Raw genomic sequence first — 23,370 nt, 5'->3', positions numbered from 1 at the left:
CAACGGCCGGTGCCCGCCCCCTTCTCCCACGCCCAAGCACCCGCACCCGCACCCGCACCCGCACCCAAGCAACGGAGCCGGACGTGAGCGCGAGCCCGCAGCACCCCGCCCGGGACACCATCCCGATCGGAGACATCGAACTGCACGACCACTATCTGCCCGCCCTGCCCGCCGGTGACTACCGGATCGAGGCCACGCACACCCTGTGCACCGGCCCCTCGGTTGGCGCCCAGGTGGTCGGCGGTTCGTTCCGGGCCGTGCAGCGGTTCACCGTGCGCGCACCGCAGGTCGCCGTGGACACGACCACCGTGGTGGCCCGGCAGCCGCCGGACTCCTCCGAGGGACGGTTCGCCGAGGAGCTGCCGCATCTGGTGCTCGGCGATCCGATGCTGCCGTGGGAGCGTGAGCTGCGCGTGGCGGACCGGGGCACTCCCTGGCTGGCGCTGCTGGTGCTCACCGACGACCAGCTGATCGGCGGGACGACCGCCCCGACCCGGGCCGAGTCGACGACCGTGGGCGCCTTTCTCGCCGACGACCCGGAGGTGCTCAAGCCCGCGCTGCCGCTGGAGTCCGACATCGGGCAGGACGATCCGTGCGAGGTCATCCGGATTCCGGCCGCCGTGTTCCCCGAGGTGACACCCCGGCTGGCGGATCTGCCGTATCTCGCGCACTGCCGGGGTGCCAACACCGGGGACCGGCCCATCCTGGGCATCCAGGAGGACGGGCTGTTCGCGGTGGTCGTCGCGCACCGCTTCCCGGCCGCCGCGCCGCCCGGCTCGCCCCCGGAAGACCGCACCAAGAACATCGTCCACCTGGTCTCCCTGGAGGGCCACGAGCGGCTGCTCGGGTCCGGCACCCCGGACTTCCAGGGCCGTACGTCGGTGGCGCTGCTGTCGCTGTGCAGCTGGTCGTTCTGGGCGCACCCGGACGGCGACGCGCACTTCCGGGCGTTGGCCGAAGGGCTCGCCCGCACTCCGGACGGCTCGCGTCGGGCGACCCGCGAGGAGATGTGGCTGCGGCTGCCCTCCCCGTACCGGGACAGTGACGGCACTCCGGCCGCCCGGCGGCAGGTGGCCCGGCGGATCGGCGACGGTTATGTGCCGCTGCCGTACCGCACCCGGTCGGGCGAGCAGACCTTCGGCTGGTACCGGGGGCCGCTCACCCCCGTACTGCCCGCGGCCGTGGACCGGGTGGCGACCGCCACCACCGCGGACGCCCTGCTCGCCTACGACCCCGCCTGGGGCAGTTTCGACGTGTCGCTGGCCACCGCGTTCGAGACGGGCCGGTCGCTGGCGCTGGCCGACGCGGCGTACGTCCAGCATCTGATCGCCTTCAAGCGGGCCACGCACGATCTGGTCGACACCCTCTACCACCAGGAGACCAGCAGCCATCTGCCCTCCGGGGGCGGGGACTCGTCCGGCCCGCCCCGGTCCGCGCGGGCCGCGTTCGGGGCGCTGCTCGACGGGCCGCTGCTCAGCGCCCTGGGGGCGACGCCCGCCCGGCCCCGTGACCCCTGGTCGCCGCCCGCGCCCGAGCCCGCGCCGGGCGATCCGAGCGCGGAACTGGACGTCTTCCTGCGCTCCGATGTGGCCCGTACGGCCGTCACGCGGGCGCTGGACGAGGACGCCGGACTCAGGGAACGCCTCACGCCGGTCGTGGACTGGCTGGCCCGGCTGCTGCTGCTCATACCGGTGCCGTTCACCCGGCTGGTGCCGGACGCGCGGATGCTGCCGCCGGAGTCGCTGCGCTTCTTCCACACCGACCCGAACTGGCGGGACGCGCTGATCGGCGGGGCGCTGGGGATCGGCGCCCAGTCGAGCCGGGACACCCTCCAGGACGAGATCGTGGCCGCGGTGGTGCGGGCGGAGGTGGCGGGGGCGGCGGCCCGGCACCGGGACACGCTGCGTGACGCCGGGCCCGGCGATCCCAAGGATCCCGGCGGTCCCGGTAATCCCGGTGACTCCGGCGTTCCCAGCGGCCCCAGCGGCCCTGGTGACCCCGGTGACCCCCTCGGCACCGTCTCCGGCCTGCTGCTCCGCTCCGCCCTCGTCTCCGGCTGGCCCCATCTCGCCGTCCGGGCGGTGGACACGGCGGGCGCGCCGCTGCCGGTGCTGCGGATGGAGCATCTCTCGTCATCCGTGCTGCTGTGCCTGTTCAACGGGGTGCCCGCGACCGTCGAACTCGCCGAACCCCAGGAAGGGTTCCGCTTCGGGGTCGAGGACGACGGACGGATCCCGCTGCGCAGTCTGCTGCCGGACGCCGGGCCCCGGCTGCCGCTGGGCGAGCAGCTCGGCACGGACGTCACCTTCGACGTCCTGCGCCATCTGCGGCCGTCCGCCGACCCGAACGTCCGCGTCCTGGACGTCGGTTCGCTGGTCACCGCGCTGACCGGCGCCCTGGACCGCGCGCACGGCACCTCCGTGGGCACGGTCGGCCCGGCCGATCTCGCCCTGCAACTGGTCAAGGTGCCCGAGGCGATCCGTTTCGACGGTCCGGACGGGGACCGGTTCCCGGCGACTGGAGGAGCCCCCGTATGAGTACCCGCCCCGCCCTCGTCGTACCGATCGGTCTGGACGCGCTCGTGGTGACTGAGGCGGTGCTGCGCCGGGACGGATTCCGTACCTGGCGGCAGAACTACCTGGCCCTGCGCGACTACATCAGCCCCGAGCCGGACGAAGGGGACCGCCAGAGCGACGACCCCCTGTTCCGGCACACCGGGGTGCATCTGCACTGGACGCTGCCGCGCGGACTGCGCCACGGTGTGGAGGACCCGGCCACCGGCGAGGTCGCCTACCCGCTGCTGCCCAACCGCTGGCTGGTCACCCGGTTCAGCGGCGGCGCCCGGCGTCGGGTCAGGGCCTGGGTGATCGAGAGCGACTGCCCGCACACCTCGTACGCCGCCCAGCGGGGGCATGTCCTCGAAGAGTCCAGCTCCCATCTGGTCGGCGCCGAAACCCTGGACGCCTGGCGGGCCAGCGCCGACCCCTACCGCAGCGCCCGGACGTCCAAGTCGGTCCAGGTCTCGATCGGGCTGGCCTTCCCGCACACCGATGACACCCCGTGGTCGGAACGGGCCGGGCGGGACCCGCTGTTCCTCACCGCGATGAGCGCGGGCGACCCGCACTTCACCACCTACACCCCGCACAACACCAATGTGTTCTCCTTCCTCGACGATCTCTCCGACGTCCTCGGGGCGGACACTCTCGGGTACCAGGTCGTCGGCTGGTACTCCGATCCGGGCGCCGATGTCCTCGCCACGCTCCCGCCGGACACCTCCTACGCCGGTCTCCTCGCCCAGCTCGGCTGGCAGGACCCCCGGCTCACCGGCAACCCCGTACTGGACGGCGACCTCACCCCGGCCGTGCGCAGCCTCTACCAGGGCCTGGCGCTGACCGTCGGATGGGACCCGGCGGCGTCCGACCCGCCCTCCCCCGACCCACTGCACACCGTGAAGGACAGCGGGGCGCTGAATGTCTCCCTCGGCAGTACGACCGAGGACGCGTTCACCGCGCTCGCCGCTCACGCCCTGAAGGCCACCGGCGCCCGCCCCGCCGCCGAGGACATCCAGCTGCTGCGGGCGTTCCTGCACGATCTACTGGCCGTCGCCGACGAGAAGGGCGGTGACGAACGGGTCCGGCGCGGGATCCACGCGGCGTCGTTCGGCGCCTCGTCGGGGGGATACCGGTGGACGGTGACCCCACCGCCGGCCGATCAGACGCCTGACGGCCCGCCTCCACCGCCGTTCGTCCCGCCCGCCTGGCTGTCCACCCTCAACGACGACCAGAACCGGCTGGACGACCTCCTCGGTGAGGTGTACGACCTCCAGTGGCGGCTGAACTCCCTCTGGCTGAAGCAGGGTCTCCTCGGCATCCTGGACCCGCCACCCGTGGGAGCGCCGGACCAGGAGGACCTCCAGGCCGAACTGGACCCCAGCCGCACGGGCTCCCTCGCGCACACCCTGCGGGAGCGGACCGGTCAGGCGCGGACGCTGGCGGCGCGGGTGCCCCAGCCGGACACCACGGCCCGGCACCCCCACGCCCAGGCCGCGCTGGCCGCCGGGATCAGCGCCTTCGCCGCGGCCAAGGGACTGCCCGAGGGCGCCACGCTCAAGGCGGTGCCCCGGCCCGCGTACTGGCACGCCGTCAACCCCGTGGTGAGCGTGTCGGGGATCATGCCCCCGTCCGACGCCGTCGTCACCGACCGGCCCGTTCCCACCCGGCCGGTCGCCGACGGCAGCCCGGCCACGCTGGCCAGCGCCCTCACGGTCCGGGACCGGACCCTCACCGCGGCACCCGGTCAGGGGCCGATGCCGGCGTTTCCGGGGCTCGCCGGGCTTCCGTCCGAGGTGGCAGGGCTGCTCACGGAGTACTTCTTGCTGGACCCCGGCAACGCCGCCGCCCTCGCCGGGAGCGGCGGCGGGGTGTCCACGGCCGATGTCGGCGCCGCCGTCGCCGCGCACCGCCCCGACGACTACACCGGCACCCTGCCCGCGCTGGGTCTGGACCCCTGGGGCCAGCCCTGGGAGCCGCTGTTCATGGAGTGGCGGACCTCCTACAGCCATGTCCCGCACACCGTCGGCGGGCAGAGCTGCTGGGCGTTCGACGGCACCGACTACCGCTATGTCCCCGGCTCGGCACCCGCCCCGAAGCAGATCGCCGTGATGGGTGTCTCCGCCCTCGGCCCGCATCCGCGCACCCTGTTCGCCGCCCGGCTGAAGGAGTTCGTCACCCGGCACGGCTCCGACGTCCAGCGCGACCGGCTAGACGCCTGGCTGGGCGCGATCGGCGACTGGGGGGTCCTCGCCCAGGAACTGACCGGCTTCAACGACCGGATCGCGGCCCGGGACACCCGCGCCTTCCGCCGCCCCACCGCCCAGGACCGGCACTTCTCCGAGGTCGCGGGCCTCACCGGCTTCCCCGACGCCGCGACCGAGGACGGACTGCCGGCCCGCTACCGGGGCCGGGTCACCAGCGTCCCGTATCTTCCCGGCGGCGAGAGCGCGCAGTTCCATCCGACCCGGCAGGGCCAGATCCATCTGGCGGACCTCTTCCTCTACGACAAGTTCGGCCGGGTCCTCGATGTGGTCAGCCCCGACCTCAAGCAGGGCGGACTGCACGACTACCGCAACTTCCCGCTGGTCATCGACACCGCCCTGACCACCGAGTCCTCCCTCACCCCGACCGTCGCCGCCGTCGCCCAACTGCCCCCGCGCCCGCTCCAGCCCGCCCGGCTCGACTTCGACCTCCTCGACGCCGCCACCGGCACCCGGGGGGTGGAGACCGCCGCCGACCCCAGCCCCGTCACCGGCTGGCTGCTGCCCAACCATCTCGACGGCAGTCTGCTGCTGTACGACCCCGAGGGCCGGTTCCTGGGCGGCTACCGCACCCTCACCGACGCCACCGGCGCCCGCAGGGGCCAGTGGGAACCCCCGCCCGACGGCGCCCTCACCACCCTCGGCGAGGTGGAGGCGCTCGCCCCGGTGATCGCCGGTCTGCTGCGCTCGCGGCGGCTGAGCGGCGAGGCCAACCTCAGCGCGTTCCTCGATGTCATCGACTCCACACTGTGGACCACCGACCCGCTGGGCCGCCGTACCGACCAGACGCTGTCCGCGCTCGTCGGCCGGCCGCTGGCGCTGGTCCAGGCCCGGCTGCGGCTGACCCTGGACGGCCCGCCGCTGCGCGCCACCGGCTGGCAGGCCAGCCTCGTCCCGCCCGCACCCACCTTCACCGCCGACCCGTTCGCCGTCCGCCTCGGCGACCAGCCCGCCCGCGACGACGGTCTGATCGGCTTCTACCGGGCCGCGCCCGGCGGAGGTTACGACTACGAGCGCTTCGACAGTGTGACGGCCCCCGACGACGGCCAGGACCTCATCGTCCGGATCGGCCCGCCCGGCACCCCCGAGCCGCCCTCATCGGCCAACTACCTCCAGCTGACGTTCGGCGACAGCGCGCCCACCCGGCTGCTGCTGCTGGTCGACCCGCGCGCGAGCGTCCACGCCGTCACCGGCATCACCCCCACGGCCTCCGTCGCCGTCGCGCAGCAGCATGTCGACGGCGCGCTGCGCCGGCTCCAGGCCCTGTTCCGCTTCGGGCCGGTCATGGGCGGCAGCGGCGAGGACGGCGCCGTCGCCTTCCCGCGGCCCAGCACCCGGCACGGCACCTGGTCCTGGCTGCGCCCGGCCCCGCCGCCGGGCGGCTCCTGGACGCCGTACGACCTGACCGCGGCACCGGTGGACGCACAGTTCCCGTTCCGTCCGCCCACGCTCGAAGAAGGACTGCTCCGGCTGTTCCCCGAGCCCGACGAGTAAGGGCGCACACAGCAGCACATGGGCGCCACCGCACCACCCCGTTCCACCAGTCCCGGTCCCGTGACGCAAGTACACACGTACGTATCAGGAGGTCCCGCATGTCCGATCAGCCCCTGCTCACCTACCGTGTCGCCACCAGTCCGGCACCGCTCCAGGCGGGTACCGCGGGGACCAACTCCCAGGGCCGGATCACGCTCACCGTCACCGCGGGAGCGGAGGACACGTACTGCGACTGGATCCAGATAGCCGTGCCGGGCGACGCCAAGAGCGGGGGCGCTTACTTCACCGACGACCCGAAGCCGGTCTTCTCCTCGGACGGCAACTGGAGCGCGGGGTCCCTGGTCCAGGTGTCCGCCCAGCATCTGGGGCTGGCCGGTGACGCCCTGTACTACCGGGCGATCTTCCACTACCAGGGTGACGACAGCGAACCGTTCGACGGCACGCTGCATCTCGGGGTCAGCGGTGAACTGGTCGACAGCACCGGCACCCTCGACCTCCACATCACCGAGCACTCCGACACCTCGTCGGACCCCGACGACTTCGCGTCGCGCCGCCGGACCGTACCGCTGCCCGTCACGGAGCCCGTCTTCTATCTGAACGCCTTCCTGGCCCGCGACGACGACAGCGCCACCGCCCCGAAGACCAAGTTCTCCAGCGACGACAACCCGTATCTCTCGTGGGAGAGCAACGGCTCCTACTACCGCGTGTTCGACGGGGACGGCGAGATCGTCTACGAGGGCTCCGACACGTTCTTCACCCTCCCCGACGAATCCCTCGCCATGGACACCACCTTCACGCTGGAGGCGTCCATGTCCCCCGAGGGCGCCGGCAGCGGCTTCGAGACGATCCATCAGTACGCCGTTCTCACCCTCACGGTGAAGGACCCGACGCTGGACGCGCTGACGGTCGAGGGCGAGATATCGGGCGAGTCCGGACTGGAGATCAGCGGCAACGCGTCGGTGGGGAACTCCCTCACCGTGAACAACTCCCTCACGGTGAGCGGCTCGGCCGACGTCGGCAACAGCCTGACGGTCCGGGGCAACACCTACGCGCAGAACAGTCTCACCGTGAACGGCTCCCTGACCGCCCAGAGCAGTCTGTACTCCGGGGGCTCCGCCCAGATCAGCGGCGACCTCACGGTCGACAGCACCCTCAACGCCAACGGCACCCTGAACGCCTACGGCCAGGTCAACGCCGTCAGCGACGAGCATTACGTCCGGATCCGCGAGCTGCGCGGCCCGTACGGCGAGCAGCTCTCCATCAACAGCAACGTCGAGGTGATCTCGGGCTGCGATCTGAATGTGACGGGCGACAACAAGGCCAAGGGCTACAAGGTGTTCTCCAACAACGACACCGTCTCGCTGTGGAACAACCATTACTCGGGCTACTTCTACGCCACCATGTTCGTCAACGACAGCCGCCGCCAGGTGGCGGTGTGGGACCCGGGCAACGATGTGAACTCGGCGCAGTGGCGGATCTCCTTCGACTGACGGGCCCGTAGTACGCACGAGGGCCGCACCCCCGGTCGCCGGGGATGCGGCCCTCGTCGTCCGTGCGAACCGTCGGTTGCGGATCAGGTTGCGCAGCACGTACTGCATGATGCCGCCGTTGCGGTGGTAGTCCGCCTCGCCGAGGGTGTCGATCCGGACGACCCCGTCGAACTCGACGCCGGTGTCGGTGGTGACCTTCACCGTGGCCGGGGTGGTGCCGTCGTGCAGTTCGGTGAAGCCCGCGAAGGAGAAGGTCTCCTCGCCGGTGAGGCCGAGGGAGGCGGCGGAGGCGCCCTCGGGGAACTGGAGCGGGAGCACGCCCATGCCGATCAGGTTGGAGCGGTGGATGCGCTCATCGGACTCGGCGATGACGGCCTTCACCCCGAGCAGCGCGGTGCCCTTGGCGGCCCAGTCGCGCGACGCGCCCGAGCCGTACTCCTGTCTTGTGGATCGGCCTCGGATCGGACGCGAAGGGCGTACTTTCCCGAGTGATCGACTTCTGGTCATCGAGTGGGCCGACGTTGCACCGTCGGTCGGGAAGGCACACCCGTGCTGAGCGTAGTGAATGCCGATGGAACGACCGGGACCGGCTCCCTGATCGACGACATCGTCCGGGAGGGCGCGAGGCGGATGCTGGCCGCCGCGCTGGAAGCTGAAGTCAACTCCTGTATGGATGAGTTGTCCGATCAGCGGGATGAGCACGGGCGCCGTCTGGTGGTCAGCAACGGCCATCACCAGGCAGGGAACGTCACGACCGCGGCCGGGGCGGTCGAGGTGAAGGCCCCGCGGGTCAACGACAAGCGCGTCGACGAGACCACCGGCGAGCGCAAGCGGTTCTCCTCGGCGATCCTGCCGCCGTGGTGCCGCAAGTCCCCGAAGGTCAGCGAGGTGCTGCCCCTGCTCCATCTGCACGGCCTGTCCTCCGGCGACTTCGTGCCCGCCCTGGAGCAGTTCCTCGGCTCGACGGCCGGCCTCTCACCGGCGACGGTCACCCGCCTCACCCAGCAATGGCAAGCCGATCACGTCGCGTTCGGCAAGCCCGATCCGTCCACCAAGACCTACGGCGCAAAGTTCCCCAGGGCCGTCAAGAAGATCACCGACGACGTCGACGAGCTGCTGGCGTTCTACGACTTCCCCGCCGTGCACTGGATCCACCTGCGGACGACCAACCCGATCGAGTCGGCCTTCGCCACTGTCCGCCTGCGGACCAAGGTCACCCGGGGCGCCGGCAGTCCGGCCGCCGCCCTGGCCCTGGTTTTCAAGCTCGTGGAGTCCGCACAGCAGCGGTGGCAAGCTGTGAACGCACCCCACCTCGTCGCCCTCGTCCGCGCCGGAGCCCGCTTCGAACGCGGCCTCTTGGTCGAGCGACCGAAGGCGGCGTGATGCACGAGAGAGGCCAGCAGGGGCGGCCGCGGTCACGAAACAACCGCGGCTACGTGCTACTCAAGGCGGACACCGTCGAGGACGACGCCTGGATGTCCCAGCCAGAAGCCGCCCGCCACCTGGGCGTCACACTCATCCGGCTCGGGATGCTCATCGCCAACCGCCGTCTGATACCGGCAGAGAACCCGGCCGGCCGAGCTGGAGTCACAACCGCCAGCGTTCAAGCCGAGGAATCCTGGCGAGCGAACGCGCCAACGAGGGCGAAGCTCGCCCGCCTCCTCAAGGACACGATCAACTGGTTCTGATCATTGATCCACAAGTCTTGACGACAGCTCGTGCCCGGGTCCAGACCATCATGAAGGTCCTCGGCCATAAGAGCCCCGGCATGTCGATGACCTACACGCACATCTCCGACCCCACCGTCCTGGCCGACTACCAGGCCGCGGTTCAGCCCGGCGCCGCCATCGTCGGCCCCCTCGCCGACACCCTGCGTTCCGGGCAACTCGCCCAGGACGCGCTGGACTGACTCAAGACCAACTTCTACAAGACCGAACTCGAGCTTGGACGCTGCCTTCGCCTGCCCCAGGAGGGCCCTTGCGAGTGCGACCTCTACCTCAGCTGCGCGAAGTTCGTCACCACACCCCAGTACGCGACACGCCTGCGTGAACGCCTCTGCGTCGAGCGGCAACTGATCACCGACGCAACGGACCGCGGATGGGAGCGGGAGATCGATCGCCACCGGCGCGTCGCCGACCGCATCACCAGCCTCCTCGACGACCTCGGCGAACCACACGACGAGTCGGCCGACTGACCAGTGTGACTGAGAAAAACACTGGTCGAGCGGCTTCGCCCAGGACAGGATGCGGCTATGCGTTACGCCAACGAGGACCCCGAGCTGCTCGCTCTTGTCCACCGCTACGTCACGCCCGACAGGCGCTACCTCAAACTCGGCGGCCCTCTCATGCGCATGACCGAGCCTGAACGCACCAAGTTCACACGGGAGCTCGGCGAGGCCGCCGGCGATATCACGCCCCGCGAGCTGACCATCCTGCTCGAAGGCGGGTGGCGCGAACGCAAAACCGCAGCCTGGCTCATCGCCGTCGCCCGCAGAACCGAGTTCCGCGAACGCCTCGGCGAAATGCTGCTTGCCAGCGAGGTCTGCTTCGCAGGCTCGGCCTACTGCGTCACCTTCGCCACCTTCGCGACTCCCGCCGACGCGGACCTGCTGGCTGCCTACCTCGATCGCTACCTGCGACGCCCCGACCTCTACTACGACCAGTCGGCCGCCTTGGGCGCGCTCCTCCACCTCGACGCCAAGCTCCGTGCCGATCAAGCAGCCCGGTTCCTGACCGCGGACGGCCTCTGGCATCAGTGGATCGACGGACCGCCCCGCAAGGAGCACCACAGCACGCCGGACAGCTATCGCAAGAGCATCAGTCGGCTCTGCGTCTTCGCCGATGAGAGCGCCGAGCACCGCCCGGCAAGGAACCGATGACGTCGTCCTCAGAGGGGTGACACCTGATCGAAGGGACCCACCACCCCGCAACTCAAGCTTGTCCAGATATCAACGCACAAGTTCTGCCGCCATTGTGGCGCTGAGGAACAGGGCAATCGTGGTGGCACAGACTGGGCACCGGCGGCTGCCCTGGCAACGCCGTACGTCGCGTGCCAAGGTCAGGGCTGCCTGACCGGCAGGGACTTTCCCATAGCGTCCAGCTTCCCGCGCTTCACCTGGATACCGAAGTACAGGAAGTGCTGAGTCGGCAGGGTGTAACGCATCCAGATGTCCTTGCCGTACTCCAACGCCTTGTCCCGGTGCCCGGCAGCTGTGATCCGTTGAAACCCCACCTGCCGGAAAAGAGGCAGCAGCACCTGCTCGATGAGCGCATCCTCACTCGCGGTCTCCTCCCCCGCGACGGTCGCGGAGGCCGAGGCCGTGCGCCCCGGCGATCCCGCTGATCCGCCGGTCGCTGACCTTTCCGGTCGCCGTGTCGATCCGCCACTGCCACGAGTAGCAGTGCCTTTCACCGAGACGCGTGGGCCATGTTTCCCGGACGTCCAAGCAGGGTGCCGGTCAGTCCCTGACCGGCAGCAGCAGGCGGAACGTGCACCCCAGGCCCGCTCCGGTGTCGAGTTCGAGGCGGCCGACGTGGCCCCGGGCGATCGACGTGGCGATGGCGAGGCCGAGGCCGCTGCCGCCGTGGTCACGGGAGCGGGAGGGGTCGACGCGGTAGAAGCGTTCGAAGACCCGCTCGGCCTCCTCCGGCGGCAGCCCCGGCCCCTGGTCGGCGACTTCGATCACGCAGATCGGTGTGCCCGTGGTCAGCGGCGGTGAGCCGCTGGCCCGGCCGGGGCGGTCGGTACCTCCTGTCGTCGCCCCCGCGCGGGCCGTGCCCACGCGTACGTCGACCGGCGTGCCCGGCGGTGTGTGGACGAGCGCGTTGGACAGAAGGTTGTTGACCACCTGGAGCAGACGGTCCGGATCCCCCACCGTCTCTACGACCTCGAATTCGCAGTCTTCGGCCTGCGCGTCGAGCGGGCTGAGGGTCACCCGGTGCTCGCCCCCGCTCCGTACGGCCGCCGCGCTCACCGCGTCGGCCGCGAGGGACAGCAGGTCGACGGGGACGGTGCGGTAGGCCGGCTCCTGGTCGAGTCTGGCCAGCAGGAGCAGGTCGTCGACGAGGTGGTTCATGCGCTCCGCGTTCCTGGCCACCTGCTCGTCGGCCTCCCGGCGCTGTGCGGCGGGACGGTCCGGGTGGCGCAGGGCCAGCTGGGCGAAGCCCTGGATGGAGGTGAGGGGCGTCCGCAGCTCGTGTCCGGCGTCGGCCACGAAGCGACGCAACCGGGCCTCCGAGAACTCACGTTGACACAAGGCCTGTTGGAGGCGGTCGAGCATGTCGTTGAGTACGGTTCCGAGGCGGCCGGTCTCGGTGCGCGGGTCGGTGTCGGGCAGCCGCACGCTCAGATCCCCTGCGGTGATGTCCTGAGCCGTGTGCTCCATCCTGGTCAGCGGAAGGAGGCCGAGGCGGACGACCCACCGGCCGACGGCGACCAGCCCGACCACGGCCACGGCGAAGACGGCCACGTTGAGGGCGAGCAGTTTCGACATGGCCCCCTCCACGGTGTCGAGAGGCAGGGCGACCACGAAGGTGGTGCCGCCGGGCTTGGCGTCCTTCCACAGCACCCGCCAGTGACCGCCGCCGGACTCGGCCGGGACGGTGGCCTGATGCCCCTTTTCCAGGTGGAGTTCGCCGGTGTTCCGCGGGAGCGACGGGCCCGGCTTCTTCCCGCCGCCGAGGGTTCCCCGATCCTTGCCCGCGGCGTCGTAGAAAGTCATCCGGAAGTCCGAGGGCAGGGTGACGGAGTCCGGGGCCGGCCTGGCGGGCAGCCCGGCCCCGTCGGCGAAGGCGCGGTCCGGGAGGATGAACTCCGTCAACTGCTGGTCGACCCGGTTGAGCAGCCAGGAATGCAGCACGAGGAACCCGATGGCCTGTGCGGTGAGAACCGCGACCGCGGCGAGCAGGGTGACGCCCCACACCAGCCGGCCGCGCAGGGACCGGGGACGGCCGCGGATCACCGGTCCGTCCCGGGGCGAGGCAGGCGCAGACAGTAGCCCACGCCGCGCACGGTGTGCAGCAGGGGCGGGTCGAAGCGATCGATCTTGCGGCGCAGGTACTTGACGTACGTCTCCACGATGCGGCCGTCGCCGGCGAAGTCGTACCCCCACACATGGTTGAGGATCTTGGTCTTGCTCAGTACCCGGTTGGCGTTCTCCATCAGGTAGGTGAGCAGGTTGAACTCGGTCGGTGACAGCGGGACGTACTCCCCGGCCCGGTGCACTTCATGGGCGTTCTCGTCCAGCTCCAGATCGGCGAAGCGCAGGATCCCGCTGTCGGCGCTCTCCGCGTCGACGATGCGTTCGGGATCGGTCCGCCGCAGGATGGCGCGGATGCGCAGCAGCACCTCCTCGATGCTGAACGGCTTGGTCACGTAGTCGTCGCCGCCCGCGCTCAGGCCCGCGATGCGGTCGGCGACCTCACCGCGGGCCGTGAGGAAGAGCACCGGCGTCCGCACACCCGCGGCGCGCAGGCTGCGGGTGACCTCGTAGCCGTCCAGATCGGGCAGCATCACGTCCAGCAGGACGAGGTCGGGGCACAGCCCCTCGATGTCCCGCAGGGCGTCCCGGCCGGTGGCGGCACTGGCGACCGCGTAGCCGGACAGCCGCAGCGCCGACTCCAGCAGCATGCGGATGCCGGGGTCGTCCTCGACCACCAGAAGTCGGTACGGGGCCGGGGCGGCGGGCGGTTCGGGCATGGTGCGGTGTCGTCCGTTCTGCCGTTGCTGCTACTTGGCGGCGCAGTCGTACAAGGTCGTGCCGGTGAGGCCCATGATGCCGCCCGCGGCCGAGCCGCCGCCGGAGCTGCCGGTGCCGCCGTACTCCTTGGCGGGCACCTCGGTGCAGTGCTCGCTGATCCATGTCGACCGCTGGGAGGCCGCGCCGTCCTTGCCGCCCATCATGGCGCCCATGCCGCCGGAGCCGAGTACGTAGCGCAGTTCGCCGTCCTTGGTCCACTTCTGCAACTGCCCGACGGAGGGTGCGTTGTCGGAGCCGCTGAAGCCGCCCATGCCGATGACGGTGGCGTCGCTGTTCAGGATGAACGTGGCCGCACCCTGAGCTCCCCCGTCGACCGCGAGGGTGATGCGGGCGCCGTCGGAGTGCTCGGTGGCGAAGTCGAGGATCTTGCGCTGGTCGGAGGTGAGCGTCGTGGCACCGCCCGGACCTGTGAAGCCACCTCGGCTGCCCGAGCCGCTGCCGCCGCCGGTTCCGCCGGTTCCGCCGGTTCCCGGGAAGGAGGGCATGGAGCCCCCTGCGGAGCCCGAGCCACCGCCGCTCGCGCCAGGCATCCCGGGCATGTCGGTGGGCATCCCCGAGGGCATGCCCTCGGGCAGCTCCCCAGAGGATCCGCCGGGCATGCCGGACCCGCCACCGCCGACGCCCTCGGGCAGCTCGAAGCCCTCCGGCAACGCGCCGCCGTTCCTTCCGCCGAACATCGCCGTCGCCGGCCCTGCCGTCGGGTTGGCTCCGCCCATCGCCGCCCCGGACCCGCCGGTCACAGTCACCGCCCAGGCGGCGGGCGCGAGCAGCACCGCCACCAGCGCACCGCCCAGGGCGACCGGAACCAGCCGCGCCACCCGCCCCGCGGCCAGCAGCAGCCCCACGGCGACCACCCCCAGCAGGAGCACGAGCCAGGCCAGCCACCCGTGCCAGGACGGCACCCGGCGGATGACAACCGCGGCCCAGACGACGGTCACCGGTACGGTCCCGGCGCCGACGGGCAGCGCCCAGCGCGCCCCGGCCCGGTGCGCCCGCAACAGCGCGGTCGCCAGTCCGGCGGTCAACGCGGCCACGGCGGGGGCGAGTTGGGTCGTGTAGTACGGGTGGAAGATTCCCTCCTGGGTGGAGAACACCAGCCCGCACACCACCAGCCAGGTCCCCCACAGCACCCATCCCGAACCCGCCAGGGCCTCACCCTGGGAGCCGCTGCCCCGGCGGCGCAGAACCGCTGCGGCCACCGCCACGACCAGGGCCACGGCGCTCGCCGGCAGCAGCCAGCCGATCTGCCCGGCCACCTGGTCGTTGAACAGCCGCAGCAGCCCGGCCTCGCCGCCGAAGCCGCCGGCGAAGTTGCCCATGCCGCCACTTCCCGCGCTCTCACCGAAGATCCGGCCGAGCCCGTTGTAGCCGGTCACCAGATCCCAGGCTCCGCCGTCGGTGCTGCCTCCGATGTACGGCTTCTCACCGGGCCACCAGGCAACCATCACCACCCACCACAGCGAGGACACCGCGCACACGGCGCCGGCGGTCAGCAGCCGCCCGGCCCGCGCCGGCCAGGTCCCCCGCGCACCCACCAGCCAGGCCGCCGCGAGGGCCGGCAGCACCATCCAGGCCGCCATCATCTTCGTGAGGAACCCACAGCCGATCAGGAACCCGCTCGCGCACAGCCACCAGGTGGAGCGCCGGCCCGAGCCGGACTGCAGGGCACGGGTCAGCGCGTAGGCGGCGGCGACCAGGAACAGCACCAGCAGCGTGTCGGGGTTGTTGTCCCGGTTGATGGCGACGGTGATCGGGGTCAGCGTCATCACCAGGGCGGCGAGCAGCGCCGCGCCCTCGCCCGCCCACCGCCGGACCGTACGGTGCAGCACGAGGACGGCGGCGACGCCCTCCACCACCTGGGGCAGGATCAGCGCCCACCCGTGCATCCCGAAGATCTTGCTGCTGACGACCTGCGGCCACAGCGCCGCCGGCGGTTTGTCGACCGTGACGACTCCGGCCGGGTCGAAGGAGCCGAACAGGAAGTTGGTCCAGTCGCGGCCCATCGACTTCACGGCGGCCGAGTAGTAGCTGTTGGCCCAGCCGAGGGAGCCGAGGGCCCAGCCGTACAGCAGCGCGGACAGGAGCAGGATCGCGGCCAGGGCGGCGGGGGCCGCCCAGCGTGGCAGGGCACGGCTGGTGACGGGGAGACGCAGGACGGGAGCCGCGTGCGCCTCGGTGGTGGGGGTCATGGTGGGGTTCGCTCTCGGGGAGTAGGAGGTCATCAGGCGCGGCGGCGGAAGACGGCCAGTCGCAGCACCAGGAAGCGCAGGGCGGTCACCAGGACCGAGGAGGCGGCGAGGACGAGTGTCTCGGCCGCCGCCGAGGCGTCGGGCACGGCGTCGCGGAACACCAGGACCGCGGCCGAGGTGGTGAGGTAGCCGACGACGAACAGGGCGCCGGCGCCCAGGTGCGCCCGTCCCGCGCCGATCCCGTCCGCGGAGTAGCGGAACGTCAGGCGACGGTTGGCCTCGGTGTTCAGCAGGGTGAGCACGAGGAGCGAGACGAAGTTGGCCGCGGCGGGCTGCCACCAGCCGCGCAGCAGCCAGTACAGGAGTGCCTGTCCGGCGGTCGAGGCGATGCCGATGAGGACGAAGCAGCTTATCTGCCAGGCGAGTTGGGAGCGGGCGGCGTCCGGGGCCAGGACGGCGTCCGGGTGTTCCGCGGCGGGTGCGGGGCGGCGGGGAACCGGGACGCGGGCGGCGCCCGACGCCTTGAGCCTGGCCATGCGCCACAGGCCCCTGAGGTCGTCGGTGGCCGTGCCGACCACGTCCACCCGGGTGTCGACGTCCTCCACCCAGTCGACGGGGACCTCGTGGATACGCAGCCCGTTGTGCTCGGCGAGCAGCAGCAGTTCGGTGTCGAAGAACCAGGCGTCGTCCTCGGTCTTGGCCAGCAGCGGGCGGAGCACATCGGTGCGGGCCGCCTTGAACCCGCACTGGGCGTCGCTGAAGCGGGCGCCGTGGGTGAGCCGGATCAGCGCGTTGTAGCAGCGGGAGATCAGCTCGCGACGCGGGCCGCGCACGGTGCGGGCGCCGGGGGCGAGGCGGCTGCCGATGGCGAGGTCGGAGTGACCGCTGGCCAGCGGGGCGATCAACGGGAGCAGTCCGTCCAGGCCGGTGGACAGGTCGACGTCCATGTAGACGACGATGTCGGCGTCGCTCTCGGCCCAGACGGTGCGCAGCGCGAGGCCCCGGCCCTTGCGCTCCAGATGGAAGACGCCGACGACGGGCAGTTCCTCGGACAGCTCGCGGGCCACGGCGAGGGTGCGGTCGACGCTGGCGTTGTCCGCCACGGTGATCCGCCAGGGATACGGCAGCTGGTCGCGCAGTCGGGCGTGCAGGGTGCGAATACAGCCGGGCAGGGCCCGTTCCTCGTTGTAGACGGGGATGACGATCTCGACGGTCGGCGTGTACGTGGCGGTCGAGCCGAAGACGTCGGCCCGCAACGCCGGCTGGAAGCGCCGAGCCGTGGGCAGACCACTGCTGGTGTGCGTCATGGATTCCTCGGGGGTGGGGGTCGGTGGGGGCGGCTCCCGGTCGCGCGCCCACGCCCTCGTGGTGCGCCGGGGTCGACTCTGACCGGCGCGCCAGGGGAAACGCGGGGAGGAAGCTGGGAATTGACGGGGAGTCCGCTGTCAGTCCCCCGGCCGGCAGGCGGCGGAGGAGGACGTCCCCGATCCTTGTCGTGCGACCTGGGAGGCTGAGGTCAACAACCCGGGAACCCGCCGAGAGGATGCTGTGGAACCCTCACGAGCACCTCTGCGTGCATGGCAGCGCTCCATGACCTCCGGCTCAGGGGCGACTGTCCGAAGCCGTGCCGAGCATGCCGTTGACCACCAGTCCCGCCAGCGATTGCGCCGTGGCCGCCCGCTGCTGCGGTGAGGTGGCCTCGGACCTGCCCAGGCGTCGCGCGAGAGGCAACTCGACCATGCCCGCCACGGGCGGGACGATGACGAAGAAGAGCACGTGCATCGGAACGGGCGCCATGCGTCCGGAGGCGACGAGCCGATCGATGCACGGCGCCATGAGCTGCAGGGTCGGAGCGATATAGCGCTCGTGCAGGTAGTCCAACCGCTCGGTGTCGGAGCTGAACTCGTGGACGAGGATCCGTCCCATCATCGGTGTGGTCGCTGCGGCCTGGTAGAAGGCGGTGATGATCCGCCGCAGCTGTTCGGCGTCGTCGAGCGAGGGGTCGGCCTGCGGCAGACGCGCCAGCTCCGCACCCAGCGCGTGGTCCACCACGGCGCGCCAGAAGGCTGCCTTGGACCCGTACCGGTCGTTGATGAAGTTGTGGCTCACGCCCAGGCGTCGCGCCAGCTCGCGAGCCGAGGCGTGGTCGTAACCCAGTTCTGCGAAGGCCTCCAGCCCGCGCAACAGGATGCTGCCCTCCTCGGGTACGGCGGGAGCGCCTGCTCCCGGGCGTCCCGGCCGTCGACCGGACTCGGCTCGTGCTCCCACTTGTGCCTCCCGCGTGTGCTCTCGCCCCGGACGGACCCTCGACCGTACGGGGCCCATGAACAGCTTACTTGACACCTGTCAGATTATCTCTAATCTGACAGGTGTCAGACGTCGCCGTTCGGCATCGCCCGCGGCTGGACCAGGCACCACGTGTGCCTGCCTCGCTCCCCCCACTCGAAAGTGAGAGCCCATGACCGCGCACTTTCCGTCTCGCCACCCCGCCGAGCGAGTGGTCGGTACGGAAGCGGCATCCCGTCGGCACGGCGCGGAGGCCAACCACCTGCTGACCCTGCTCACGGCCGGCGATCCGCTCGCCGACGCCGTCATCGCGGAACTGGACCTCCACGGCACGCGGGCCCGGCGGGCCCTCGACGCGGGCCTCGAGAACGGCCTGGCAAGCCTGGACGACGAACCCCCCACGGCTGTCGCCGCACTGCTGGCGCAACTGGAGACGACCCCTTCCTGGATCGACCCCCTGATGCTTCATCGCGGCGACGTCGTGAGCCTGTCCGTGCCCCCCATGTGGTTCACGCTCTGCTCGATCACCAGCGCGCTCGCCCACACCTACGCGTCGCCCGCCACCGCACGCCAACTGGCCCGCACGGGCAGGCCGACGGCCATGGCCGCGCCCCGGCTCGCGTCGGCGGGAGTCTGGGCGCGCCAGACCGTACGGCCGGGCGGACTGCTGCGCGGAGGCCCGGGATACCTGGCCACCGTCCAGGTCCGACTGCACCATGCCCGCACGCGGGCCAGGGCAGTCGCGGACTGGAACACGGGCGCCGAGGGCCTGCCGACCGGCCGGCTCGATCTGACCCGTACCTGGCTCGGCTTCACCCTCATCGCCTTCCAGGCCCTGGCCGCCGTCGGCATCGACATCGGTCCCGAAGAGGAGCGCTCCCTCTACCGGTACTGGTCGTACGTCGCCCATCTCCTGGGACTCGACGAGAGCCTTCACAAGGAGCTGGCGAACCACGACGACGCCCGCCGTCTGCAGTCCCTGCTGGACGCCGCGACACCAACCCCCAGCGGGGACTCACGCGTGCTGACCGCCGCCATGGTCGACGCACAGGCCCGCGCGACGGCCGGCGCGGCGGGCGAGGAGATGACCGAGGAGCAGGTGCGCCTCCTCATCCACAGCGTGCTCCGGCGGGCTTTCGGGGCGGAATGGGGAGACCACCTGGGCATCCCCCCGGTCTCCGCCGCGACCGATCCCATGCCGCTGATCAGCCGGCTCAACCGCCAGGCCCGGTACTGGCAGACCTACTCCGCCGCCTCGGCCCAGGCAGCCCGCCGACAGGCCGTCGAAGAGCCCGGGCCCGGACCCGAACCGATCGCGGTGGTTCTTCCCCTCGGTGTCGCTTTTCAGCGCAGCGCAGGCGTCCGTCGCTCGGGTACACCGGCGGCCTGATCCTCCCTCCCTCCTTCCGCGCCGCCTCGCACCGCCGGGCAGTGGCTGTCGGCGCCCCGATCACCGATCGCATCACGTGACGAGCTCCGACGAAGCAGCCGTCCGTACCGCACGACCGCACCTTTCTGCCCACTGACCACTTCGTCTGGAGACTCCGTCATGTCCCAAACCTCCATCGACGGACCGGGCACGGCCACCGTGTCCGCGCTCCCGTCGTCCGACGCATCACCTCGCCACCGCTGGTGGATCCTCGTCGTCATCGGCCTGGCCCAGCTCATGGTCGTCCTGGACGCCACCATCGTGAACATCGCCCTGCCCTCCGCGCAGAAGGACCTGGGCTTCTCCGACGGCGACCGGCAGTGGGTGGTCACCGCCTACGCCCTCGCCTTCGGCAGCCTGCTCCTGCTGGGCGGCCGCACAGCCGACCTCTTCGGCCGAAAGACGACCTTCCTGATCGGCCTGGTCGGCTTCGCCGGCGCCTCGGCCCTCGGCGGCGCCGCGAGCAGCTTCGAGATGCTCATCGTCGCCCGTGCCGCACAGGGCCTGTTCGGCGCCCTGCTCGCCCCGGCCGCCCTGTCGCTGCTGACCACGACGTTCACCGACGCCAAGGAACGCGCCAAGGCCTTCGGCGTCTTTGGCGCCATCGCCGGCGCCGGCGGTGCCATCGGCCTGCTGCTCGGCGGCGTACTGACCGAGTACCTCGACTGGCGCTGGACCCTCTACGTCAACCTCGCCTTCGCCGCCCTCGCCTTCGCCGGCGGTGTGACGCTGCTCCAGCGCACCACCCGCGACAAGACCGCCACGATCGACATCCCCGGCGCCGTCCTCGTCGGCGGCGGCCTGTTCTGCCTGGTCTACGGCTTCTCCAACGCCGAGTCCCACGACTGGGGTTCGCCGGCCACCTGGGGCTTCCTCGTCGCCGGAGCCATCCTGCTCGCCGCGTTCACCTGGTGGCAGACCCGCTCCACCCACCCCCTGCTGCCGCTGCGGGTCCTGCTCGACCGCAACCGCGGCGCCTCCTTCGTCTCCATCCTGATCATCGGCGCCGGTATGTTCGGTGTCTTCCTGTTCCTGACCTACTACCTGCAGCAGAGCCTTGGCTACACACCCGTCAAGACCGGCCTGGCCTTCCTGCCCATGGTCGCCGGCCTCATGATCGCCTCCACTCTCGCCTCCACCGTGCTCATCCCCCGCTTCGGCCCCAAGCCGGTGGTGCCGCTCGGCATGGGCATCGCGGCCGCCGGCATGGTCTGGCTCACCGGCCTCGACCTGACCAGCGGCTACGCCGCGGACATCATGCCGCCGCTGATCGTGGCAGGCCTCGGCCTCGGCCTGGTCATGGCCCCGGCGATGAGCCTGGCCACGGCCGGCGTGGGCGCCGAGGACGCCGGCGTCGCCTCCGCCGCCGTCAACACCATGCAGCAGGTCGGCGGCTCCCTCGGCACCGCCCTCCTCAACACCCTCTCCACCAGCGCCGTCACCCACTACCTCGACGGCAAGAACCCCAAGGACCCCATGGTCCTCGCCCGGGCCGGCCTGGAGGGCTACTCCACCGCCTACTGGTGGTCCGCCGCCTTCTTCGCCGCCGGACTGGTCATCAGCGTCCTGCTCTACCGCCGCGGCGTCCCGGCCACCGACCCCGACGCGGCACCCGTCGTCCACATGTGAGTCCCTGACGGTCCCGCACCGCGCACGAGTCCTGCCAGGCAGCCGGTCGGCCGTTCAACTTCACCGGCTGCCGAAGGGACCGCACCGACCCGGTGTACCGGGTCGGTGCGGCCTCTTCGGCGACCAGGCGTCCACCGGTCTCCGGCGGCCACGCCGAAGACACATCACCTGGACGGCACGCGGTGTTCGTGCCCTCGGCCGGCCCGGTCTCGCGTGCACCGCAAGGCGGCAGGATCGCCTGCCCGTGGCCGTACGGCTGCAGCCCCTGGTCACGGCGCTGAAGAACGCGGACAGCGCGGTGCACGTCCTGCGGCCGATCGGTGTGCGGCCGCTGGACGACGCACGCCCGCCGGCGCGTCATACCTGAGGCGTACCGGTGATCGGTGCCCGCGGGGTACCCCGGTACCACTCGGGCGCGGAAGTGTCTCCCGCGGTCCCAGGGTTCGGGCCGGCCGCGCTCCTAACGTCGACTGCGGAGGTCGCGGCGCTCGCCCGGCCGAGTCCGAGGTGAAAGGCCCACACCCATGATCGAAGCGCGTGAGCTGACCAAACGGTACGGCGACAAGACCGTCGTCGACGAGTTGAGTTTCACTGTCAAGCCCGGTGAGGTCACCGGCTTCCTCGGCCCCAACGGCGCCGGCAAGTCCACCACCATGCGCATGGTGGTCGGCCTGGACGCACCCACCAAGGGCTCGGTCACGGTCAACGGCACGTCGTACGCGAAGCACACGGCACCGCTGCACGAGATCGGCACCCTGCTGGAGGCCAAGTCCGTCCACCCCGGCCGCAGCGCGTTCAACCATCTGATGGCGCTCGCGTACACGCACGGCATTCCGCGCCGCCGGGTCGACGAGGTCATCGAACTGGCCGGTCTGACCAGCGTGGCCGGCAAGCGGGTCGGGGCGTTCTCGCTCGGCATGGGCCAGCGGCTCGGCATCGCGGCGGCCCTGCTCGGCGACCCCGCGATCGTCATGCTCGACGAGCCGGTCAACGGCCTCGACCCCGAGGGCGTGCTGTGGGTGCGCAACCTGCTGCGCTCGCTGGCCGACGAGGGCCGCGCGGTGATGCTCTCCTCGCACCTGATGAGCGAGACCGCGCTGATCGCCGACCACCTGGTGATCATCGGCCGCGGCCGGCTCCTGGCGGACACCACCGTCGACGACTTCACCCGGGAGGCGAGCGGCGGCGGTGTGAAGGTCGCCACCGCCGAGGCCGCCAGGCTGCGCTCGTTGCTGGCGGGCCCGGACGTCACGATCTCCTCCTCGTCCGCCGAGGAACTCCTGGTCTCCGGACGCGAGGCCCGGGAGATCGGGCTGATCGCGGCCGAGCACGGGGTGGCGTTGTACGAACTCACCCCGCAGTCCGTCTCGTTGGAGGCGGCGTTCATGGACCTGACCAGGGACGTCGTCGAGTACCAGAGCCATCTGGCCGAGACCGAGCGAAAGGCAGCCCGATGACCGTCACCGAACTCTCGCCCACCCCGGCCTACAAGGTCACCGGTCCTCGGGTGCTGCGCGCGGAGTGGGCCAAGTTCTGGTCGCTGCGCTCCAGTTGGATCACCCTGGCCGTCGCCGTGGTCCTGCTGATCGCCCTCGGCGCGATCGCCTCCGCCACCTACAGCCCCGACGTGGCCACCCAGGGCGGGCCGCCCGGACCCGGCTCCGGCGACCAGGACGCGGTCAGCCTCGCCCTGCTCGGGGTGACCTTCGCGTCACTGGCCGTCGGCGTGCTCGGCGTCCTGCTGTCGGCCGGCGAGTACACCACCGGCATGATCCGCTCCACCCTCACCGCCGTCCCCCGCCGCCTGCCCGTCCTGTGGTCCAAGGCCGCCGTGATCGGCGCCGTCGCCCTGGTCCTGACCACGCTCGGCGCCCTGGCCGCGTTCCAGCTGGGCACCCTGGGCCTGCACGGCGAGAAGATCGCCCTGTCCCTGGGCGACGCCGGTGTGCTGCGCAGCCTGGCCGGTGCCGGCCTCTACCTCGCCCTGGTCGCCGTCGCGGGTGTGGCCCTGGGCGTGCTGCTGCGCTCCAGCGCCGGGGCGATCGCGGTCCTGGTCGGCGTCCTGCTCATCCTCCCGGGCCTGGCCTCCCTGCTGCCCGACTCCCTCTACGACAACATCAACCCCTACTTCCCCAGCAACGCCGGCTCGGCGGTGTACGCCCTGCACCAGTCCTCCGGCGCCCTCTCCCCCGGGGCGGGACTCTCCGTCTTCGCCGGGTGGGTGGCACTCACCCTCGCCGGAGCCGCCTGGCGGCTCCTCAAGAGCGACGCCTGAGCGGCGG

General features: G+C 71.4%; 18 protein-coding genes and 1 pseudogene. 12 read left to right on the top strand and 7 right to left on the bottom strand.

The window, feature by feature from the left end; translation table 11 throughout:
• The first annotated feature begins 83 nt into the window (after positions 1 to 83).
• From OG289_RS39820 to OG289_RS39810, 3 genes are all read left to right on the top strand, one after another.
• Positions 84 to 2,537, top strand: a complete 2,454-nt coding sequence (locus OG289_RS39820; protein ID WP_327318863.1) for a hypothetical protein — start codon at positions 84 to 86, stop codon at positions 2,535 to 2,537.
• Complete coding sequence (locus OG289_RS39815) at positions 2,534 to 6,307, top strand: hypothetical protein (RefSeq protein WP_327318862.1); 3,774 nt, start codon at positions 2,534 to 2,536, stop codon at positions 6,305 to 6,307. Before OG289_RS39820 ends, OG289_RS39815 begins: the two co-directional genes overlap by 4 nt.
• A gap of 98 nt (positions 6,308 to 6,405) precedes the next feature.
• Entirely contained in the window at positions 6,406 to 7,797 is a 1,392-nt protein-coding gene (locus OG289_RS39810; protein ID WP_327318861.1) for a polymer-forming cytoskeletal protein, read from the top strand.
• A gap of 78 nt (positions 7,798 to 7,875) precedes the next feature.
• Here the strand turns inward: OG289_RS39810 and acnA are convergent.
• A pseudogene (gene acnA, locus OG289_RS39805) lies at positions 7,876 to 8,238 on the bottom strand (aconitate hydratase); the annotation flags it as partial.
• Positions 8,239 to 8,346: 108 nt separating this feature from the next.
• Here acnA and OG289_RS39800 point away from each other — a divergent pair.
• The 4 genes from OG289_RS39800 (at position 8,347) to OG289_RS39785 (ending at position 10,675) form a co-directional block, all read left to right on the top strand.
• Positions 8,347 to 9,180 (top strand): transposase, encoded by an 834-nt coding sequence (locus OG289_RS39800; protein WP_327318860.1) that lies wholly within the window; start codon positions 8,347 to 8,349, stop codon positions 9,178 to 9,180.
• The gene (locus tag OG289_RS39795; protein ID WP_327318859.1) at positions 9,180 to 9,485 is read left to right on the top strand and encodes a DNA-binding protein; all 306 of its coding nucleotides are present in this window, start codon (positions 9,180 to 9,182) and stop codon (positions 9,483 to 9,485) included. The genes OG289_RS39800 and OG289_RS39795 overlap by 1 nt, the downstream gene beginning before the upstream one ends.
• Before the next feature lie 17 nt (positions 9,486 to 9,502).
• Positions 9,503 to 9,706, top strand: a complete 204-nt coding sequence (locus OG289_RS39790; RefSeq protein ID WP_327318858.1) for a hypothetical protein — start codon at positions 9,503 to 9,505, stop codon at positions 9,704 to 9,706.
• A 342-nt stretch (positions 9,707 to 10,048) separates the two neighbouring features.
• Positions 10,049 to 10,675: a DUF6000 family protein gene (locus OG289_RS39785; RefSeq protein ID WP_327318857.1), complete on the top strand. Its 627-nt coding sequence runs from the start codon at positions 10,049 to 10,051 to the stop codon at positions 10,673 to 10,675.
• A 179-nt stretch (positions 10,676 to 10,854) separates the two neighbouring features.
• Here the strand turns inward: OG289_RS39785 and OG289_RS39780 are convergent, their stop codons facing one another.
• From OG289_RS39780 to OG289_RS39755, 6 genes are all read right to left on the bottom strand, one after another.
• Positions 10,855 to 11,052, bottom strand: a complete 198-nt coding sequence (locus tag OG289_RS39780) for a hypothetical protein (RefSeq protein WP_327318856.1) — start codon at positions 11,050 to 11,052, stop codon at positions 10,855 to 10,857.
• A gap of 202 nt (positions 11,053 to 11,254) precedes the next feature.
• The gene (locus OG289_RS39775; RefSeq protein WP_327318855.1) at positions 11,255 to 12,757 is read right to left on the bottom strand and encodes a sensor histidine kinase; all 1,503 of its coding nucleotides are present in this window, start codon (positions 12,755 to 12,757) and stop codon (positions 11,255 to 11,257) included.
• Positions 12,754 to 13,494 carry a response regulator transcription factor gene (locus OG289_RS39770; RefSeq protein WP_327318854.1) on the bottom strand — a complete coding sequence of 247 codons (741 nt, stop codon included), beginning with the start codon at positions 13,492 to 13,494 and terminating at the stop codon, positions 12,754 to 12,756. Before OG289_RS39770 ends, OG289_RS39775 begins: the two co-directional genes overlap by 4 nt.
• Positions 13,495 to 13,524: 30 nt before the next feature.
• Complete coding sequence (locus OG289_RS39765) at positions 13,525 to 15,744, bottom strand: ArnT family glycosyltransferase (protein ID WP_327318853.1); 2,220 nt, start codon at positions 15,742 to 15,744, stop codon at positions 13,525 to 13,527.
• A 32-nt stretch (positions 15,745 to 15,776) separates the two neighbouring features.
• Positions 15,777 to 17,051 carry a bifunctional glycosyltransferase family 2/GtrA family protein gene (locus OG289_RS39760; RefSeq protein WP_327318852.1) on the bottom strand — a complete coding sequence of 425 codons (1,275 nt, stop codon included), beginning with the start codon at positions 17,049 to 17,051 and terminating at the stop codon, positions 15,777 to 15,779.
• A 295-nt stretch (positions 17,052 to 17,346) separates the two neighbouring features.
• On the bottom strand, positions 17,347 to 18,012 hold the full coding sequence (locus tag OG289_RS39755; RefSeq protein WP_327318851.1) for a TetR/AcrR family transcriptional regulator: 666 nt from the start codon (positions 18,010 to 18,012) through the stop codon (positions 17,347 to 17,349).
• Positions 18,013 to 18,202: 190 nt separating this feature from the next.
• On the opposite strand from OG289_RS39755, the gene OG289_RS39750 reads away from it, so the two are divergent.
• From OG289_RS39750 to OG289_RS39730, 5 genes are all read left to right on the top strand, one after another.
• Positions 18,203 to 19,420 carry an oxygenase MpaB family protein gene (locus OG289_RS39750; RefSeq protein ID WP_327318850.1) on the top strand — a complete coding sequence of 406 codons (1,218 nt, stop codon included), beginning with the start codon at positions 18,203 to 18,205 and terminating at the stop codon, positions 19,418 to 19,420.
• A gap of 159 nt (positions 19,421 to 19,579) precedes the next feature.
• On the top strand, positions 19,580 to 21,088 hold the full coding sequence (locus tag OG289_RS39745) for an MFS transporter (protein ID WP_327318849.1): 1,509 nt from the start codon (positions 19,580 to 19,582) through the stop codon (positions 21,086 to 21,088).
• 244 nt (positions 21,089 to 21,332) lie between these two features.
• Positions 21,333 to 21,455 (top strand): hypothetical protein, encoded by a 123-nt coding sequence (locus OG289_RS39740; protein ID WP_327318848.1) that lies wholly within the window; start codon positions 21,333 to 21,335, stop codon positions 21,453 to 21,455.
• A gap of 157 nt (positions 21,456 to 21,612) precedes the next feature.
• Positions 21,613 to 22,545, top strand: coding sequence for an ATP-binding cassette domain-containing protein (locus OG289_RS39735; protein WP_327318847.1), 933 nt, complete (start codon positions 21,613 to 21,615; stop codon positions 22,543 to 22,545).
• The gene (locus OG289_RS39730; RefSeq protein ID WP_327318846.1) at positions 22,542 to 23,363 is read left to right on the top strand and encodes an ABC transporter permease; all 822 of its coding nucleotides are present in this window, start codon (positions 22,542 to 22,544) and stop codon (positions 23,361 to 23,363) included. Before OG289_RS39735 ends, OG289_RS39730 begins: the two co-directional genes overlap by 4 nt.
• Positions 23,364 to 23,370 lie beyond the last annotated feature (7 nt).

The sequence above is a fragment of the Streptomyces sp. NBC_01235 genome, assembly GCF_035989285.1.
Lineage (GTDB): Bacteria > Actinomycetota > Actinomycetes > Streptomycetales > Streptomycetaceae > Streptomyces.
The sequence above is the reverse complement of the archived record's forward strand: the minus strand, read 5'-3'. Positions and strand labels throughout refer to the sequence as shown.

Bases quoted from the DNA above. Each gene is read 5' to 3' on its own strand.
- OG289_RS39815 (WP_327318862.1), top strand. From the start codon at position 2,534: ATGAGTACCCGCCCCGCCCTCGTCGTACCGATCGGTCTGGACGCGCTC.
- OG289_RS39810 (WP_327318861.1), top strand. From the start codon at position 6,406: ATGTCCGATCAGCCCCTGCTCACCTACCGTGTCGCCACCAGTCCGGCA.
- OG289_RS39795 (WP_327318859.1), top strand. From the start codon at position 9,180: ATGCACGAGAGAGGCCAGCAGGGGCGGCCGCGGTCACGAAACAACCGC.
- OG289_RS39785 (WP_327318857.1), top strand. From the start codon at position 10,049: ATGCGTTACGCCAACGAGGACCCCGAGCTGCTCGCTCTTGTCCACCGC.
- OG289_RS39770 (WP_327318854.1), bottom strand. From the start codon at position 13,494: ATGCCCGAACCGCCCGCCGCCCCGGCCCCGTACCGACTTCTGGTGGTC.
- OG289_RS39765 (WP_327318853.1), bottom strand. From the start codon at position 15,744: ATGACCCCCACCACCGAGGCGCACGCGGCTCCCGTCCTGCGTCTCCCC.
- OG289_RS39760 (WP_327318852.1), bottom strand. From the start codon at position 17,051: ATGACGCACACCAGCAGTGGTCTGCCCACGGCTCGGCGCTTCCAGCCG.
- OG289_RS39750 (WP_327318850.1), top strand. From the start codon at position 18,203: ATGACCGCGCACTTTCCGTCTCGCCACCCCGCCGAGCGAGTGGTCGGT.
- OG289_RS39745 (WP_327318849.1), top strand. From the start codon at position 19,580: ATGTCCCAAACCTCCATCGACGGACCGGGCACGGCCACCGTGTCCGCG.
- OG289_RS39735 (WP_327318847.1), top strand. From the start codon at position 21,613: ATGATCGAAGCGCGTGAGCTGACCAAACGGTACGGCGACAAGACCGTC.
- OG289_RS39730 (WP_327318846.1), top strand. From the start codon at position 22,542: ATGACCGTCACCGAACTCTCGCCCACCCCGGCCTACAAGGTCACCGGT.